13 protein-coding genes are annotated in these 13,358 nt (G+C 66.8%); 2 read left to right on the top strand and 11 right to left on the bottom strand.

From position 1 onward, the window contains the following. Positions 1–302: 302 nt before the first annotated feature. Positions 303–1,220: a DMT family transporter gene (locus tag ACU0DV_RS22480; RefSeq protein WP_446242979.1), complete on the bottom strand. Its 918-nt coding sequence runs from the start codon at positions 1,218–1,220 to the stop codon at positions 303–305. Between the two features lie 204 nt (positions 1,221–1,424). Here ACU0DV_RS22480 and ACU0DV_RS22475 point away from each other — a divergent pair, with 204 nt between their 5' ends. Next, on the top strand, positions 1,425–1,841 hold the full coding sequence (locus ACU0DV_RS22475) for a Fur family transcriptional regulator (protein ID WP_005861016.1): 417 nt from the start codon (positions 1,425–1,427) through the stop codon (positions 1,839–1,841). A 92-nt stretch (positions 1,842–1,933) separates the two neighbouring features. Here ACU0DV_RS22475 and ACU0DV_RS22470 read toward each other — a convergent pair whose 3' ends face one another. The 6 genes from ACU0DV_RS22470 to ACU0DV_RS22445 are packed head-to-tail and all read right to left on the bottom strand — an operon-like array spanning position 1,934 to position 8,971. Next, positions 1,934–2,650 (bottom strand): alanyl-tRNA editing protein, encoded by a 717-nt coding sequence (locus ACU0DV_RS22470; RefSeq protein WP_446242978.1) that lies wholly within the window; start codon positions 2,648–2,650, stop codon positions 1,934–1,936. Further along, entirely contained in the window at positions 2,651–5,107 is a 2,457-nt protein-coding gene (locus ACU0DV_RS22465; RefSeq protein WP_446269988.1) for a DUF3772 domain-containing protein, read from the bottom strand. Further along, entirely contained in the window at positions 5,104–6,132 is a 1,029-nt protein-coding gene (locus ACU0DV_RS22460) for a cysteine synthase A (RefSeq protein ID WP_283983153.1), read from the bottom strand. The genes ACU0DV_RS22465 and ACU0DV_RS22460 overlap by 4 nt, the downstream gene beginning before the upstream one ends. A gap of 60 nt (positions 6,133–6,192) precedes the next feature. After that, positions 6,193–7,314 (bottom strand): NUDIX domain-containing protein, encoded by a 1,122-nt coding sequence (locus ACU0DV_RS22455; RefSeq protein WP_446242976.1) that lies wholly within the window; start codon positions 7,312–7,314, stop codon positions 6,193–6,195. Between the two features lie 4 nt (positions 7,315–7,318). Continuing rightward, positions 7,319–7,759: a TrgA family protein gene (locus tag ACU0DV_RS22450; RefSeq protein ID WP_446242974.1), complete on the bottom strand. Its 441-nt coding sequence runs from the start codon at positions 7,757–7,759 to the stop codon at positions 7,319–7,321. Between the two features lie 3 nt (positions 7,760–7,762). Beyond that, positions 7,763–8,971: an SAM-dependent methyltransferase gene (locus ACU0DV_RS22445; RefSeq protein WP_100926861.1), complete on the bottom strand. Its 1,209-nt coding sequence runs from the start codon at positions 8,969–8,971 to the stop codon at positions 7,763–7,765. A 145-nt stretch (positions 8,972–9,116) separates the two neighbouring features. Here ACU0DV_RS22445 and ACU0DV_RS22440 point away from each other — a divergent pair, with 145 nt between their 5' ends. Further along, positions 9,117–9,533, top strand: a complete 417-nt coding sequence (locus ACU0DV_RS22440) for a hypothetical protein (RefSeq protein ID WP_157814877.1) — start codon at positions 9,117–9,119, stop codon at positions 9,531–9,533. Positions 9,534–9,650: 117 nt separating this feature from the next. On the opposite strand, the gene ACU0DV_RS22435 is transcribed toward ACU0DV_RS22440, so the two are convergent. The 4 genes from ACU0DV_RS22435 to ACU0DV_RS22420 all read right to left on the bottom strand — a co-directional run bounded on the left by ACU0DV_RS22435 (position 9,651) and on the right by ACU0DV_RS22420 (position 13,115). Then, positions 9,651–11,069 (bottom strand): cryptochrome/photolyase family protein, encoded by a 1,419-nt coding sequence (locus tag ACU0DV_RS22435; RefSeq protein ID WP_446242973.1) that lies wholly within the window; start codon positions 11,067–11,069, stop codon positions 9,651–9,653. A gap of 67 nt (positions 11,070–11,136) precedes the next feature. Beyond that, positions 11,137–11,550 carry a hypothetical protein gene (locus ACU0DV_RS22430; protein ID WP_446242972.1) on the bottom strand — a complete coding sequence of 138 codons (414 nt, stop codon included), beginning with the start codon at positions 11,548–11,550 and terminating at the stop codon, positions 11,137–11,139. Then, positions 11,543–12,538 carry an acryloyl-CoA reductase gene (gene acuI / locus ACU0DV_RS22425; protein WP_446242971.1) on the bottom strand — a complete coding sequence of 332 codons (996 nt, stop codon included), beginning with the start codon at positions 12,536–12,538 and terminating at the stop codon, positions 11,543–11,545. The genes ACU0DV_RS22430 and acuI overlap by 8 nt, the downstream gene beginning before the upstream one ends. 58 nt (positions 12,539–12,596) lie before the next feature. Continuing rightward, positions 12,597–13,115 (bottom strand): DinB family protein, encoded by a 519-nt coding sequence (locus ACU0DV_RS22420; RefSeq protein ID WP_446269987.1) that lies wholly within the window; start codon positions 13,113–13,115, stop codon positions 12,597–12,599. Positions 13,116–13,358 lie beyond the last annotated feature (243 nt).

Raw genomic sequence — 13,358 nt, 5'->3', positions numbered from 1 at the left:
CGTGGTTGCCAAACGGCCTTGGTGTACGATGGCAGACCGGCAGTCTGACGGGCTCGGAAAATGGCCGTCGGCGTTTCCGCTGCAGACGCACAAGACGTGGAAAACCGGTTTCCGGTCCGGTGGGACCATGGCTGTCCATTGAGGCGGAAGGGATCGGATGGACCTGCAGTTCTTAACGACTTGGCAAAGTTTTCTGGTTCAATCCGATGCGGTTCGACTTGTCCAAGCCGCCCAATTTGGACCGTCTCTCCGGCTTTCCAGCTCCGTCCGGCGCCCTGCCAAACGGCAGCGGCGCCCAACCCTCAGTCGGACTTCGGAGACCCGGCCTCGCGCCCGGCGGAGGCGAGGCCCTCGGGACCGGCGGGTTCAGCCAGCGGCGAGGGGCTCTTGCGGCGGTTGATCAGGACGATCCCCACCGCCACGAGGCCGAGCGCCACGATGAACTGCGGGCCGACCGGCTCAGCGAAGATCAGCCAGCCGAACACCACCGCCAGCACCGGCGACAGGAAGCTGAAAGAGGCGATGTCCGAGGCCGGGTAGATGGTCATCAGCCAGAGCCAGAACAGGAACCCCATGCTCGCCACCAGCACGCCATAGCCGAGGGCCGCGTAGCTGATCCAGTCCGGCGTCCGGATCAGCGGCCCGGCGAATGGGGCGACGCACAGCAGGATCACGCTCGACACCGCAAGCTGCCAGAACAGTTGCCCTTCGGCGGGGAGTTCCGAGATACGCGTCAGGCGTACGGTCAGGGCGATCCCGGCCCAGCACCAGCATGCGCCAAGCGCCAGCAGGTCGCCGCGAAGATCGCCGGCCGCCCGGCTTTGCGGATCGACAAGCGCCCATGCCACCCCGGCCATCGCCAGCCCCAGACCGGCGGTGCGCCGCAGAGACAGCCGTTCGCCGGGAAGCGTCAGGTGGGCCACCACCGCCAGCCAGACCGGCATGGAGTAGAACAGGATCGACGCACGCGACACGGTCGTGAGGTCCAGTGCCTTGAAGAGCAGGATGAATTCGACTCCGAACAGCCCGCCGAGCAGCAGACCGGGACCAAGCGTCGCGCCGAGGTTGCCGAAGCGACGACGGCGGATCACCACCCAGAGGGCCAGCGCCGCCAGTGCGAGGATCGACCTTAGACCGGCACCGAACACGGGCCCGAATCCGGTGTTCGTCAGCTTGATCACGACCTGATTGAAGGCGAGCGCCACGGCGAAGGCCGTCATGCCGGCCGCCCCTGGCAAATCCATAGAGCTCTTGCGTTCCATGCCTTTTCCAGACACCCGAAAAGACGCCGGGTCAATCCCCGGGAGATGCCGGATCGCGCGCGGCGCGCGGTTCCCGCCGCGTGAGCGAGGCCCGCCTCTTGGCCTTGGCCCCGTGATTGCCTACAACGGAGGACACGCAGATTTAACCTCGCCGGACCGCACATGCCCGACACCATTACAGAGCGTTGCGCTGCGCAGGGTCTGCGCATGACAGGCCAACGGCGCACCATCGCGGAAGTGCTTGAAGACGCGACCGATCATCCGGATGTCGAAGAGCTGTATGCGCGCGCCTCAACCCGCGATCCGAACATCTCCATCGCCACGGTCTATCGCACCGTGAAGCTGTTCGAAGAAGCGGGGATCCTCGAGAAGGTCGATTTCGGCGATGGCCGTGCGCGCTACGAGGATGCCGACCGGGAACACCACGATCACCTGATCGACCTGACCACCGGCGCGGTGATCGAATTCGTCGACGAGGAGATCGAGGCGCTGCAGGAAAAGATCGCCGAGAAGCTGGGGTACCGGCTGAAGGGTCACCGGATGGAGCTTTACGGCACGCCCATCAAGAAGCGGAAGTGACCGGGTTTCCCCGGTGGTCGGCCCCTCGATTTTCCGGGATAACTGGCGGGCGCAAGCGGTGACGCGTTGCGCCCCGCCGGTTCGCCCTGCGGTCAGGCGAGGGTGATGTTCACCCGGCGGTTCTGCTTGCCCTTGTTCTCGATCTTGCCGAGTCTCACGGCGCCGATCTCTCCGGTGCGGGCGACGTGTGTGCCGCCGCAGGGCTGGAGGTCGACCTGTTCGGTGCCGGTGCCGATGCGGACGAGACGGATGCGCCCTGACCCGCGCGGTGGCTGGACGGACATGGTCTTCACCAGTTCCGGGCGCGCGTCGAGCTCATCCTCGGAAATCCAGCCGTCCGTCACCTCAAGGTCGCGGTCGACGAGGTGGACCAGCGCCTGTTCGATCCCGTCGCGGTCGGAGGGCGGTTCCGGCATGAGGAAGTCGAGCCGCCCGGTCCCTGCGCCGATCTGCCCGCCGGTGACGGGCAGCGGAATGACCACGCTCAGCAGGTGCAGCGCGGTGTGCACGCGCATGTACTTGTGGCGCAACTCCCAGTCGAGGATCTGCACCACATGGGCGCCAAGCGGCGGCAGAGGCGCGGGTTCGGCGGGGACGAGGATGCTGCTGTCGCCCTCGCCCTTGACGGTTGTGGCGATGGCAAGCGAGCGGCCGTCCCATTCGAGCCAGCCGCTGTCGCCCGGCTGGCCGCCGCCCTTCGGGTAGAAGAGCGCCGGTTCGACGACGACACCGCCCTCGGGCGTGTGGGCGACCACGACACCGGGCGCATCGCGCCGGTAGGTGTCCTCGCGGTACAAGAAGTCCGTCATCTACCTGTCTCCTTCTCCGGTGTCGCCCGAGGCTTCGCCGTCGTTGCCCGGCGGCTCTGCCCCGGCGGCGGTGCCCGGCCCGCCCTTCTGTTCCGGAATTGAGGGGGCCTCCTGCGGCGGGTCCTCGGGCTTCTGCCTGCCGACGCCGGTCAGGACCTCCGGGTTGCGCAGCCAGATGTCGCGCTGCGCGAACGGCACCTCGATCCCGGCTTCCTTGAAGGCCTCCATGATCTGGTGGCGCATGTCGGTGCCTACCACCAGCACCTGCCCCACGTCGCGCAGGATCACCCGGATCTCGAAGTCGAGGGAGTCGGCGCCGAAGCCCGCGAAATTGATGAACGGTTCGGGGTTCATCAGCACCATGTCGTGACGGCGCGCGATGTCGAGCAGGATCTTCTCGACCTTGCGGGTGTCGGTGCCGTAGGCCACGCCGACCGACACGATGAGCCGCCCGAGCGAGTTGCCCCGCGTGTAGTTCGACACGGTGCCCGAGATCAGGTCGGCGTTGGGCACGATCAGGTCGAACTTGTCGAAAGTCTCGATCCGGGTGGAGCGGACGGAGATGTCCTTGACGATGCCGTGGGTGCCGTTGACCTCGATCCAGTCGCCCTCGGAGATCGGGCGTTCGACCAGCAGGATGATGCCCGAGACGAAGTTGGACACGATGGTCTGCAGGCCGAAACCGATCCCGACGGAGAGCGCACCGGCGACGATGGCGAGCGACGAGAGGTCGAGCCCGCCGGCGGTGATCGCGACGACACCGGCGAGGAAGATGCCGATGTAGCCGACGCCGGAGGTGATCGCCGTCTGCCCGCCCTTGTCGATCTTGGTCTTCGGCAGGACGGAGGACTTGAGCGCCCCCTGCAGGAGCCGCGTGAGCATGAAGCCCGCGACGAAGACGATGATGACCATGAGGAAGTCGGTGGGCGATATCCGCGTCTCGCCGAAGACGAAACCTTCGCGGAAGCGGGTCCAGATCTCCGACAGGTCGGCGCTGCGCGCGCCCCAGATCAGGGCGAGGAACGGCAGCGCGGCGGCGCTCAGCAGGAAGCCCGCGAGGACCGGGATCAGGCCGTCGCCATCCGACTGGGGCGTTCCGTTGATCAGCTCCGACAGGTCGAAGATGAACCGCTGCAGGAGGAGGACGATGAACACCAGCGCCAGCGTCGCGATGTAGGGGTAGACCATGACCTCGCCGAAGCGGAAGTAGCCGATGGCCGCCATGAAGGTGCCCACGACCGCCACGACCATGGCCATCCGGCCAAGCAGCCTCTGGAAACGCAGGCGGAAGGCGGTGCGGTCCTCGTTCTCCGCCATCTCGGCATTGCCGTCGAGGCTTATGATGCGGCCCAGCCGGAACAGCGCCAGGCTGGCGATCACGAGCACCGGGAACTTCACCACGGCTGCGGATTCGGCGGAGTAGCTGTCGAGATCGCCGAGCGCCACGACCATCTCGGCAAAGACGTAGACGAAGGCCAGCGCGTTGGCGAGGCGGCGGGCCTCCCAGCGGGGATTGTCCTTCAGCGGGATCGTCGCACGGTCGCTGTCCTCGTGGAAGGTCTGGTCGGCCAGCCAGCGCGTGCCCAGCATGAGCGCCGCCCAGTACTGCAGCTCGCCCAGGAGGAATTCCCAGCGCGTGCCGGAAAAGCCTGTGGCCTCGATGGCCTCGACGATGGCGTAGATGCCGAGGTACGGCAGCAGGATCTGGCCGAGGGAGATCAGGAACCGGAAGACTCCGGTGCCGCGCCGGGCCTTGCCGCGGACCTGTTCGACCCCCATCAGCGCCCAGCGTTTGCCCCGCGCGATGAGCATCACGCCGACCACCATCAGCAGGAGCACGAGCGGCAGGTTGCGCCGCGCCTCCGCCTGGTAGGAGGGCGAGGTGACGTTGTCCTTGATCTCCTGCCAGGCGCCCTGCCACGAATCCAGCAGATCGGTGGCTGCCTTTGCCCAGTTGGCCGGATTGAGCGGGCTCGGCCCGAGCGCCAGCACCTCGCGCGCCTGGCGGTCGCGGATGATGCCGTCGATCTGGGCGATGATGCCGTCGGCGCGGGTGTAGGCCTCTTCGGCCTGCAGCACCGGGGCGCGCAGCTCGGCCAGTTGGTCGTTCAGCGCCTCGCGCCGCGCGGCGATGTCATCGGGCTCGCTCGCCCCTTCCTCCGGCGCCGGTCCCAGCGAGTCGATCTGGGCGCGCACCGTGGCGATGCGCGCCTCGTTCGTGCTTTGAGCGGCAAGGAACTGTGAGCGCCAGTCGGCGATGCGCGCACGCATGGTCTCCAGCTCGGACACGGCCGCGGTGCCGAGGTCGAGCTTCACCTCGTCGGCGCGCGCCCGCAAATCCCATTCCGTGTAGTCCGGCTGCGCCACGTCCTGCGCGGACACCTCGCCCGCGATCATGGCAAGACAAAGCAGCCCTGCGATCAGGACCCGAGATAATGCCCGCGTGAGATGTTTCATGCGTCTTCGAACACGCCCGGGATGCTGGCCGGTGCCCGGTTCATCCACGGCGGGACCGGCAGGCCCTTGTCCTTGAGGAAGTCGACATTGAACAGCTTCGACTGGTAACGGTTGCCGTAGTCGCAGAGTACGGTGACGATGGTATGACCCGGCCCCATTTCTTTGGCGAGGCGGACTGCGCCCGCCACGTTGACGCCGGAGGACCCGCCAAGGCAGAGCCCCTCGTCCTGCAGCAAGTCGAAGACCACCGGCAGCGCCTCGTCATCGGGCACGCGCCAGCAGAAGTCGGGGGTAAAGCCTTCGAGATTGGCGGTGATCCGGCCCTGCCCGATGCCTTCGGTGATCGAGTTCCCGGGGTTTTCCTCGCCGGTGTAGATCTTGTAGAGGCCCGCGCCCTCCGGATCGGCAAGACCGATCTTCACGCCCTTGGGTTGCAGCGCCATGCCGACACCGGCCAGCGTGCCGCCGGAGCCCACCGCGCAGACGAACCCGTCCACCTTGCCGCCGGTCTGTTCCCAGATCTCCGGGCCGGTTGTCTCGATATGCGCCAGCCGGTTGGCGACGTTGTCGAACTGGTTGGCCCAGATCGCGCCCTTCGCCTCGGTCTTGGCGAGTTCCTCGGCCAGGCGGCCGGAGTAGCGGACGTAGTTGTTGGGATTGGAATAAGGGGCGGCGGGCACCAGGACCAGCTCGGCCCCGGCCAGCCGCAGCATGTCCTTCTTTTCCTGGCTCTGCGTCTCGGGCATGACGATGACCGTCTTGAACCCCATGGAGGCGCCCACCAGGGCAAGGCCGATGCCGGTGTTGCCCGCGGTGCCCTCGACGATGGTGCCGCCCGGTGCCAGCAGGCCCTTCTCCACCGCGTCCTTGATGATGTAGAGCGCGGCCCGGTCCTTCACGGACTGGCCCGGGTTCATGAATTCCGCCTTTCCGAGGATTTCGCACCCGGTCATCTCGGAGGCTTTCCTGAGCTTGATCAGCGGCGTGTTCCCAACGGCCTGGGAGAGATCGGCGGCGATGTGCATCAGGTGTCCTTTCGGCTCGCGTGGTCTGGCCCCATGGTTTAGGCGCGCCCCTCCGGGAACTCAAGCATCCGCGCGCAATTCCGGGCGCCGTGCCATCAGCGCAAAGAGCAGCATCTGGAGCGGGACGGCATTGATCTCGCCGGTCTCGATCAGGCGCATGGCGTCGTCGAACCTGAGGACATGGTTACGGATGTCCTCGTGTTCCTCGTCGAGCCCGCCCGAGAAGCGCGCCGCGCTCTCGGAGAGATCACACAGTCCGATGAAATTGTGATAGAACTCCGTACTGTATCCGGGCGAGGCGTAACCGCCGGAGACCCGGATCAGACGGGTGAGGTCGAGCCGCGCTTCCTCGCGCGTTTCGCGCAGGGCGGCCTCTTCGGGGGTTTCGCCCGCGTCCACCATGCCGGCCACCACCTCCAGCACCCACGGGACCGGGTCGCCCCGGTGGATCGGGCCGAAGCGGAGCTGTTCGACCAGCAGGACGCAATCGGTCACCGGGTCGTAAGGCAGGACCAGAGACACGTCGTAGGCCACGAAGCATTCGCGCCGCAGCTCCTCGCTCATGCCGCCGTCGAAGGTGGGATAGCGCAGGTGGAAGGGTTTCAGACGGAAGAACCCGTCGTAGCCGCCCTCGGCCGGTCTCATTTCGATGTCGGCCACGGTGCGCGAGGTGCGCAGTGTCTGCGGCGCGCCTTCGGCCGCGATCACCTGCGCCCAAGCACGGTTGCGGAAGAACGGCAGGAGCGCGCGCACCGATTCCCCCGACTGCTGGCCGTAACGTCCCATCGCCTCGGCGGCGGCGCGGCGCGACACCTCGCCCCAGCGGTCCTGCCAAGCGTCGAGCGACCATGCCTCGCCCTCCGGCCAGCGGCCCACCGGCGGCATGTAGACCAGCGCGTCCGCCGCGCCTTCGTCCGTATCCACCGTCACCGACACCAGCGCGTAGTCGAAGGCGCCTTCGTAGAAGTCGAGCCGGGCTATGTCGTTGTCGCTGAGGTCGCGCACGAGGATGCCATCCGCGGTTGCGTTGTCCCGGGCGATGAGCAGCGGGAAGGACTGGCCCAATGCCTCCACCACGGCGTGGTCCGGCAGCTGTGCGGGCGTCGCAGCAGCAGTGCGGCCAAGGACGATCTCCAGGAGCCGGACATCCCGGAGCGTGCCGTAGAAGAAAAGATCGGTCATGGGGTCACTTCCAGCGCTGGCCGGCGATTTCCGCAACGATGCCGGCGAGAATGCCACCGACCAGCAGGATGGCGATCACCGTGGGGTCGAGCATCTTATGCCCATACTCAAGGCCGATCTCGAAGATCGCCCCGATGGCTTCGAACGGGCTGTCGTAGAAACGACGGAAGGAGCGGTCGACCATCTCGTTCGTGGCCTGCACGAAGAGCGCCCAGAACGTCAGCGCGATGACGCTGGTGAACCCGTTGGAGATGCCCGAGGCATAGCCCCGCCCGCTGCGCGATCCGAGGATGAACCAGCCCACCAGCACGCCGAGGACCACGTTCACCATGTTGAAGGACCCGAAGTCGGTGCCTTCGGGGAAAAGCGGTTTGACCGCCTCCGATGCAAACCACGCAACGGCCGCCAGGCAGATTGCGGCGACCAGTCTTGCGGCAGTGGGCATGGATCAGGCGGGCCTTTTGATCGTGATCTGGGTCACGTCACAGTTACCGCTGCGGAACGTGGCGGCGCAAGAGGCGAGATAGAAATTCCACATCCGCCGGAACCGGTCGTCGAAGCCGAGCGAGGCGACCTCGTCCCAGCGGTCGTTGAAGACGTCGTGCCAGCGACGCAGGGTCGTGCTGTAGCTTTCGCCGAATTCGATGGATTTCACCACCTGCAGTCCGGCGCGCTCCACCTCGCGGCGCAACACCTCGGGGCTGGGCAGCATGCCGCCCGGGAAGATGTACTTCTGGATGAAGTCGACCCCCTTGCGGTAGACCTCCCACCGCTTGTGCTGGACGGTGATGACCTGAAGCGAGGCGTTGGCACCGGGGCGCAGCCGCCCGCGCACGCTGTCGAAATAGACCGGCCAGTACTTCTCGCCCACAGCCTCGAACATCTCGATGGAGGCGATGCCGTCGTATACCCCGCGCTCGTCGCGATAGTCCTGCAGCTTGATCTCCACGCGGTCCGCCAGACCCGCACGCTGCACCCGGGCCTGGGCGTAGTCGAGCTGCTCCTTCGACAGGGTCAGGCCGGTGATGCGCAGCCCGCGCTCCTTGGCGGCGTATTCCGCGAAACCGCCCCAGCCGCAGCCGATCTCGAGCACGTGGTCGCCCGGCTTGGCTTCCATAGCGTCTACAAGCGCCGCGTACTTGGCGATCTGGGCGCTCTCGAGGCTTTCCTGCCCTGTCTCGAACAGCGCCGAGGAATAGGTCATCGTCTCGTCGAGCCAGAGGCCGTAGAAGTCGTTCCCGAGATCGTAGTGGTGCGCGATGTTCTTGCGCGCCTGCCGTTTCGAATTCCGGACCATCCAGAAGCGGAACTTCTCCCACGCGCGGACCATGCCCTGCCCCGGGAAACCGTCGAAGAGCGAGTCCTCGTTGGCATGCACGAGGTCGAGGAAGGCCATGAGGTCCGGCGTCGACCAGCCTTCGTCCAGGTAGGCCTCGCAGAAACCGAGGTCGCCCTCGCGGATCAGCCGGGCGAAGATGTCGGGATCGTTGAGCTGGACCTCCGCCACCGGCCCCGGTTCCGCGCCCTCCGCCCGGAACCTCCGGCCGTCCGGCAGGATCATGTCCAGCCGCCCGCGTTCCATTCCCTGCGCCATGTCGAAGACGTGGCTGAAGTATCGGGGCAGTCCGGTCTGGTTCGCAAGTGAGGTCAGGGCCATGTGCAGCTTTCGATTTTCATTTATTTCGAAGGAGTTTATGCTGGAGAAACAACCCGGCAAGGCTTCGGGCTTGGGATTTCGCGGAAAGTGATGTTTTCTGGGTACCAGGATGCCCGAGTGAATTGAAAACAGGAGATACAGGGGCGTGAGACGAAAGATTCTGATGGCGTGTTTGCTGGCCGCGGGGCTCGCATCATGCGGGCAGGTGCGGCAGGTGGTCCAGCCTGGAGCCCAGCCGTCACCGCGGACAGACGGCCCGATCACCCTTTCGGGCTCCACCACGTTGTCCAGTCCGGCCCCCGGCCAGCCGACCGCCACGCCGGCCACCCAGAACTGGCGCCGCGACCTGCCGCGCAACATCGCCTATTTCAACATGGGCAGCGACGCGGTGTCGATCTACAGCGAGGCCGAGCGCACCACCGCCACGGGCACGCTGCTGCCTGGCGAGGGCGGATACATCCAGACCTGCGACGACGCGAAGCCGGTGTGCAAGATGAACTTCGGCAACGGGCGCACCGGGTGGGTCGCCATGGGGTCCATGGCCGGGGTGTCGAACGGCTGACGCGGTTTGCGGACCCTGCGGGTCCGCCAGCGGGAAGGGCTCTGCCCTCCCCGAACCCCTCCCGAGGTATTTCCCCCAAGATGAAGGTGGCGGTCAGCGCGTTCGGGCGCAGGGCTCTCAGAAGTCGCGGTTCTGGTAGGCCTCGAGTGCGGCTTCGCGGCCTTCCTTCGGCCCGACGATCGCATCGGGATAGGCGTCGCCCGGTGTCATCGGCCAGCTTTCGGGGATGGCGTCGAAATAGCTGAGCGCGGTGTCCGAGGGCGTCCTGCGGCCTTCGGCAATCCAGCGGTTCACGTAGGCGCAGTCCGGATCGAACTTCTCGCGCTGGGTGACAGGGTTGAAGACGCGGAAATAAGGTGTGGCGTCGGGACCGGAACCCGCAGACCATTGCCAGCCCATGGCGTTCGAGGCCGGGTCCCAGTCGATCAGGCAGTCCTCGAACCAGGCCATCCCGATCTTCCAGTGGCACATCAGGTGCTTGGTGAGGTAGCTCGCCACGATCATGCGGGCGCGGTTGTGCATCCGTCCGGTGACGTAGAGCTCACGCATGGCGGCGTCGACGAAGGGAATGCCGGTGCGCCCCTGCTTCCAGGCCTTGACCTCGCGCAGGCGCTCGTCGGTCTTCCACGGGAAGGCGTCCCATTCCTCGCGCCAGTTGCCGGTCAGCAGGCGCGGCGTGTGCCACATCAGGTGATAGGCGAACTCGCGCCAGACCAGCTCCTTGAGGAAGCTCCGGGCGCCGGACTTGCCGTCCTCCATCGCGCGGCGGCCGGCGTGCCAGCATTGGGCCGGGCTGATCTCGCCCAGCGAAAGGTTCTCGCTGAGGCAGGAGGTGCCGTCCTTCGAGACCTCGTCGCGGGTCGTGCCGTAGTCCGCCACCTTGTCGCGCATGAAGACCCCGAGCCGGGTCTGCGCGGCCTGTTCGCCAAGCCGGACGTAGGGACGCACCACATCGGCGCCGCGGCGCATGCCCTGGCCCAGGTTCCAGTCGGCGAGGGTTTCGCTGTCGGGCCAGGTGGCGGGCGCCTTCAGGTCGGAGGGCGAGGAAAAGGGCGCGGGCACGTCGCGGTCGCACACGGCTTTCCAGAAGGGTGTGTAGACCTTGTAGAAGCCGCCCTGCCCCGTCTCGACCGTCCAGGGTTCGAACATCAGGTGGCCGGTGAAGCTTTGCGCGTCGATGCCCTTGTCCTTCAGCACCTCCTTCACGCGGGTGTCGCGCTCCACGCTGTCGGGATCGTAGGCGCGGCTCCAGTAGACAGCCCGGGCGCCGGTTTCCTCGACCAGCTCCGACAGGACTTCGGGCGCGGGACCGGACCGCAGGATCAGCCGGCTGCCCTTGTCCTTCAGCGCATCGGCGAAGGCCCCGAGCCCCAGGCCGAGCCGCCATTGAGGGGCGGTGCCGAGGCCCTCTACCAGCGCGTCGCGGATGAAGACCGGGATCACCGGGCCGCGTTTCACGGCTTCGGTCAGCGCGGCATGGTCGGAGAGGCGCAGGTCCCGGCGGAACCAGACGAGGGTCGGCGGCGTGTCGGTCATCGGTCATCTTTCCTTGCTTTGCCCGGACGTAGCCCGTCCGGGCGCAAGGCAAGGGCCATCTCCGCCGTCAGAGCCGCCCGGTGACCCACATGACAATCAGCACGATGGACTGCACCGCGATGACGAGGGAGACGATCATCGCAACCCAGCGCCAGCCACCCGCCTGTCGGGCTTTTGGCGCCACGGCGAACACGGCGCGGGTGACGGCGAGTGTCCAGCCGAGCTGGAGCAGATAGAACGCCAGCACCAGCAGCCACGGGAGGCTCCACGGCACGAGGCCGTCGCCCTCTGCGGCCATGGCGGGCACCATCACGAGGATCCAGAGCGGCATGGCGATCAGCTGGACGCCGACGTAGCCGCCCCAGAAGGTCTCTCCGAGCGACAGCCGACCGCGTGCCAGGTCCGCGAACCACGCGGGGCGGAAAATCCCCGCGCGGTCCCTGCGGATTTCGGCAATCTCCGCCTCTGACGGATCAGGCATTCACGTCCACCACGACGCGGCCCTTCACCTTCCCCTTGAGGATGTCGCGGCCAAGCTGCGGCAGGTCCGACAGACCGGCCGGGTGGATCATCTCCTCGAGCTTTGCCATGGGCAGGTCGGCGGCGATACGGTCCCACGCGCGGACACGGTTGGCGTAGGGCTGCATGACGCTGTCGATCCCCAAGAGGTTCACGCCGCGCAGGATGAACGGCGTGATAAGCGCGCCGTCGATGGCGGCGCCGCCGGCGAGGCCGATGGCGGCGACCGACGAGCCGTATTTCATCTGCTTCAGCACGCGGCCCAGCATGACCCCCGCGACGGCATCGACGCAGCCCGACCAGCGCTCGCTTTCCAGCGGCTTCTTGGTGACCTCGGTCAGTTCTTCGCGCGGCACGATTTCCGTGGCGCCGAGGCCGCGCAGGTAGGATTCCTGTTCCGGGCGCCCGGTGACGGCCGCCACCTCATGCCCGAGGTTGGCCAGGATCGCCGTCGCCACGGAGCCCACGCCGCCCGCAGCCCCCGTCACCAGGACGGGGCCGTGGCCGGGTTCAAGCCCGTGATCTTCCAGCGCCATGACCGCCAGCATCGCGGTCAGGCCCGCCGTGCCCACGGCCATCGCCGCGCGCGTGTCCAGCCCGTCGGGCAGCGGCACCAGCCAGTCTGCCTTCACCCGCGCCTTCTGGCTGTAGCCGCCCCAATGCGCCTCTCCGACGCGCCATCCGGTCAGCACGACCTTGTCGCCCGGCTTGTAGCGGTCGTCGGAGCTCTCCTCCACGACACCGGCGAAGTCGATGCCCGGGACATGCGGCCACTTGCGCACCAGCCCGCCACCGGAGCCGAGGCACAGCCCGTCCTTGTAGTTCACGGTCGAATAGTCGACGGCGACGGTCACCTCGCCGTCCGGCAGGTCGCCCGGCGACAGCTCCTTCACCGACGCGGAGGTCTTGCCGCTATCTTCGTCCTTCTCCACCACGAGTGCCTTGAACATGTCGCTCTCCTTCATGACGCTACGCCGTTTGTCCCTGAGCCGCAGCCGGAGCGCAACCCTAGAGCCAGGGACCCTCCTGTGGCATGAAGACGAGATCGCTTGTCGGCGCCTTCTGCCCGGCGGCCGTCAGCATTGCGTGGATCTGGCCCCGGTGATGGGTCTGGTGGTTGAACATATGCGCGACGCAGAGCGAGACGGGCTTCACCATGTCGGCCCCGACGGCGCCGGAGTACCAGCGCAGGTCGCCCGCCAGATCAATGGCCCGCAGGCGCTCCGCCCAGAGAAGCATGTCGCCGTCCAGCCGGAAGCGCGCGATTTCCCAGTCTTCCCGGGATTTCGTCATGGCAGTGCTCTCGCCTATGCCGCCTTCGGGCCGGGGGAGGTTCGTCAACCGCGACATCCAGATCATGTCGCCCCAGAGCAGATGATTCGCGGTGGCGAGGATCGATCCGAAGAAGCCGCCCCTGTCCTGCTCCAGCTCCGCCTTGTCCATCTTCTCGAAACAGGCCTTCAACTGCTTGTTCTGCCACGCATTGTAGCGCGCCATCGTCAGGCAGTACTGGGTCGAGATCATCATGTCGTGCGCCCTCTCTCGGTACGGCAGATCGCGGGATGCTGCACGGACACGCGCGGTGGCCTGCCATGGCGCAAAGTCGCTCCGCTTTGCGCCACGGGGCCGCCTGTCCCGGTCGCCCGCCGGTCATTCCGCCTGCATGATGGCAAAACCGTCCGTCCCGCACCAGAGCGGTCAGGCGTCGCACATACGAGATGCGGGCACAGGCTGAGGAAGTTGCGCAGGAGGTCGGCAGTCGGCCTGAAT

This window comes from Sagittula sp. (assembly GCF_052825245.1).
This window is presented reverse-complemented; position numbering and strand designations above follow the sequence as displayed.

What these genes read in the sequence shown, in the direction of transcription:
- ACU0DV_RS22480 (WP_446242979.1), bottom strand. Translation starts at nt 1,220, where the DNA reads ATGACGGCCTTCGCCGTGGCGCTCGCCTTCAATCAGGTCGTGATCAAG.
- ACU0DV_RS22445 (WP_100926861.1), bottom strand. Translation starts at nt 8,971, where the DNA reads ATGGCCCTGACCTCACTTGCGAACCAGACCGGACTGCCCCGATACTTC.
- ACU0DV_RS22475 (WP_005861016.1), top strand. Translation starts at nt 1,425, where the DNA reads ATGCCCGACACCATTACAGAGCGTTGCGCTGCGCAGGGTCTGCGCATG.
- ACU0DV_RS22450 (WP_446242974.1), bottom strand. Translation starts at nt 7,759, where the DNA reads ATGCCCACTGCCGCAAGACTGGTCGCCGCAATCTGCCTGGCGGCCGTT.
- ACU0DV_RS22465 (WP_446269988.1), bottom strand. Translation starts at nt 5,107, where the DNA reads ATGAAACATCTCACGCGGGCATTATCTCGGGTCCTGATCGCAGGGCTG.
- acuI (WP_446242971.1), bottom strand. Translation starts at nt 12,538, where the DNA reads ATGTTCAAGGCACTCGTGGTGGAGAAGGACGAAGATAGCGGCAAGACC.
- ACU0DV_RS22420 (WP_446269987.1), bottom strand. Translation starts at nt 13,115, where the DNA reads ATGATGATCTCGACCCAGTACTGCCTGACGATGGCGCGCTACAATGCG.
- ACU0DV_RS22470 (WP_446242978.1), bottom strand. Translation starts at nt 2,650, where the DNA reads ATGACGGACTTCTTGTACCGCGAGGACACCTACCGGCGCGATGCGCCC.
- ACU0DV_RS22430 (WP_446242972.1), bottom strand. Translation starts at nt 11,550, where the DNA reads ATGCCTGATCCGTCAGAGGCGGAGATTGCCGAAATCCGCAGGGACCGC.
- ACU0DV_RS22460 (WP_283983153.1), bottom strand. Translation starts at nt 6,132, where the DNA reads ATGCACATCGCCGCCGATCTCTCCCAGGCCGTTGGGAACACGCCGCTG.
- ACU0DV_RS22435 (WP_446242973.1), bottom strand. Translation starts at nt 11,069, where the DNA reads ATGACCGACACGCCGCCGACCCTCGTCTGGTTCCGCCGGGACCTGCGC.
- ACU0DV_RS22455 (WP_446242976.1), bottom strand. Translation starts at nt 7,314, where the DNA reads ATGACCGATCTTTTCTTCTACGGCACGCTCCGGGATGTCCGGCTCCTG.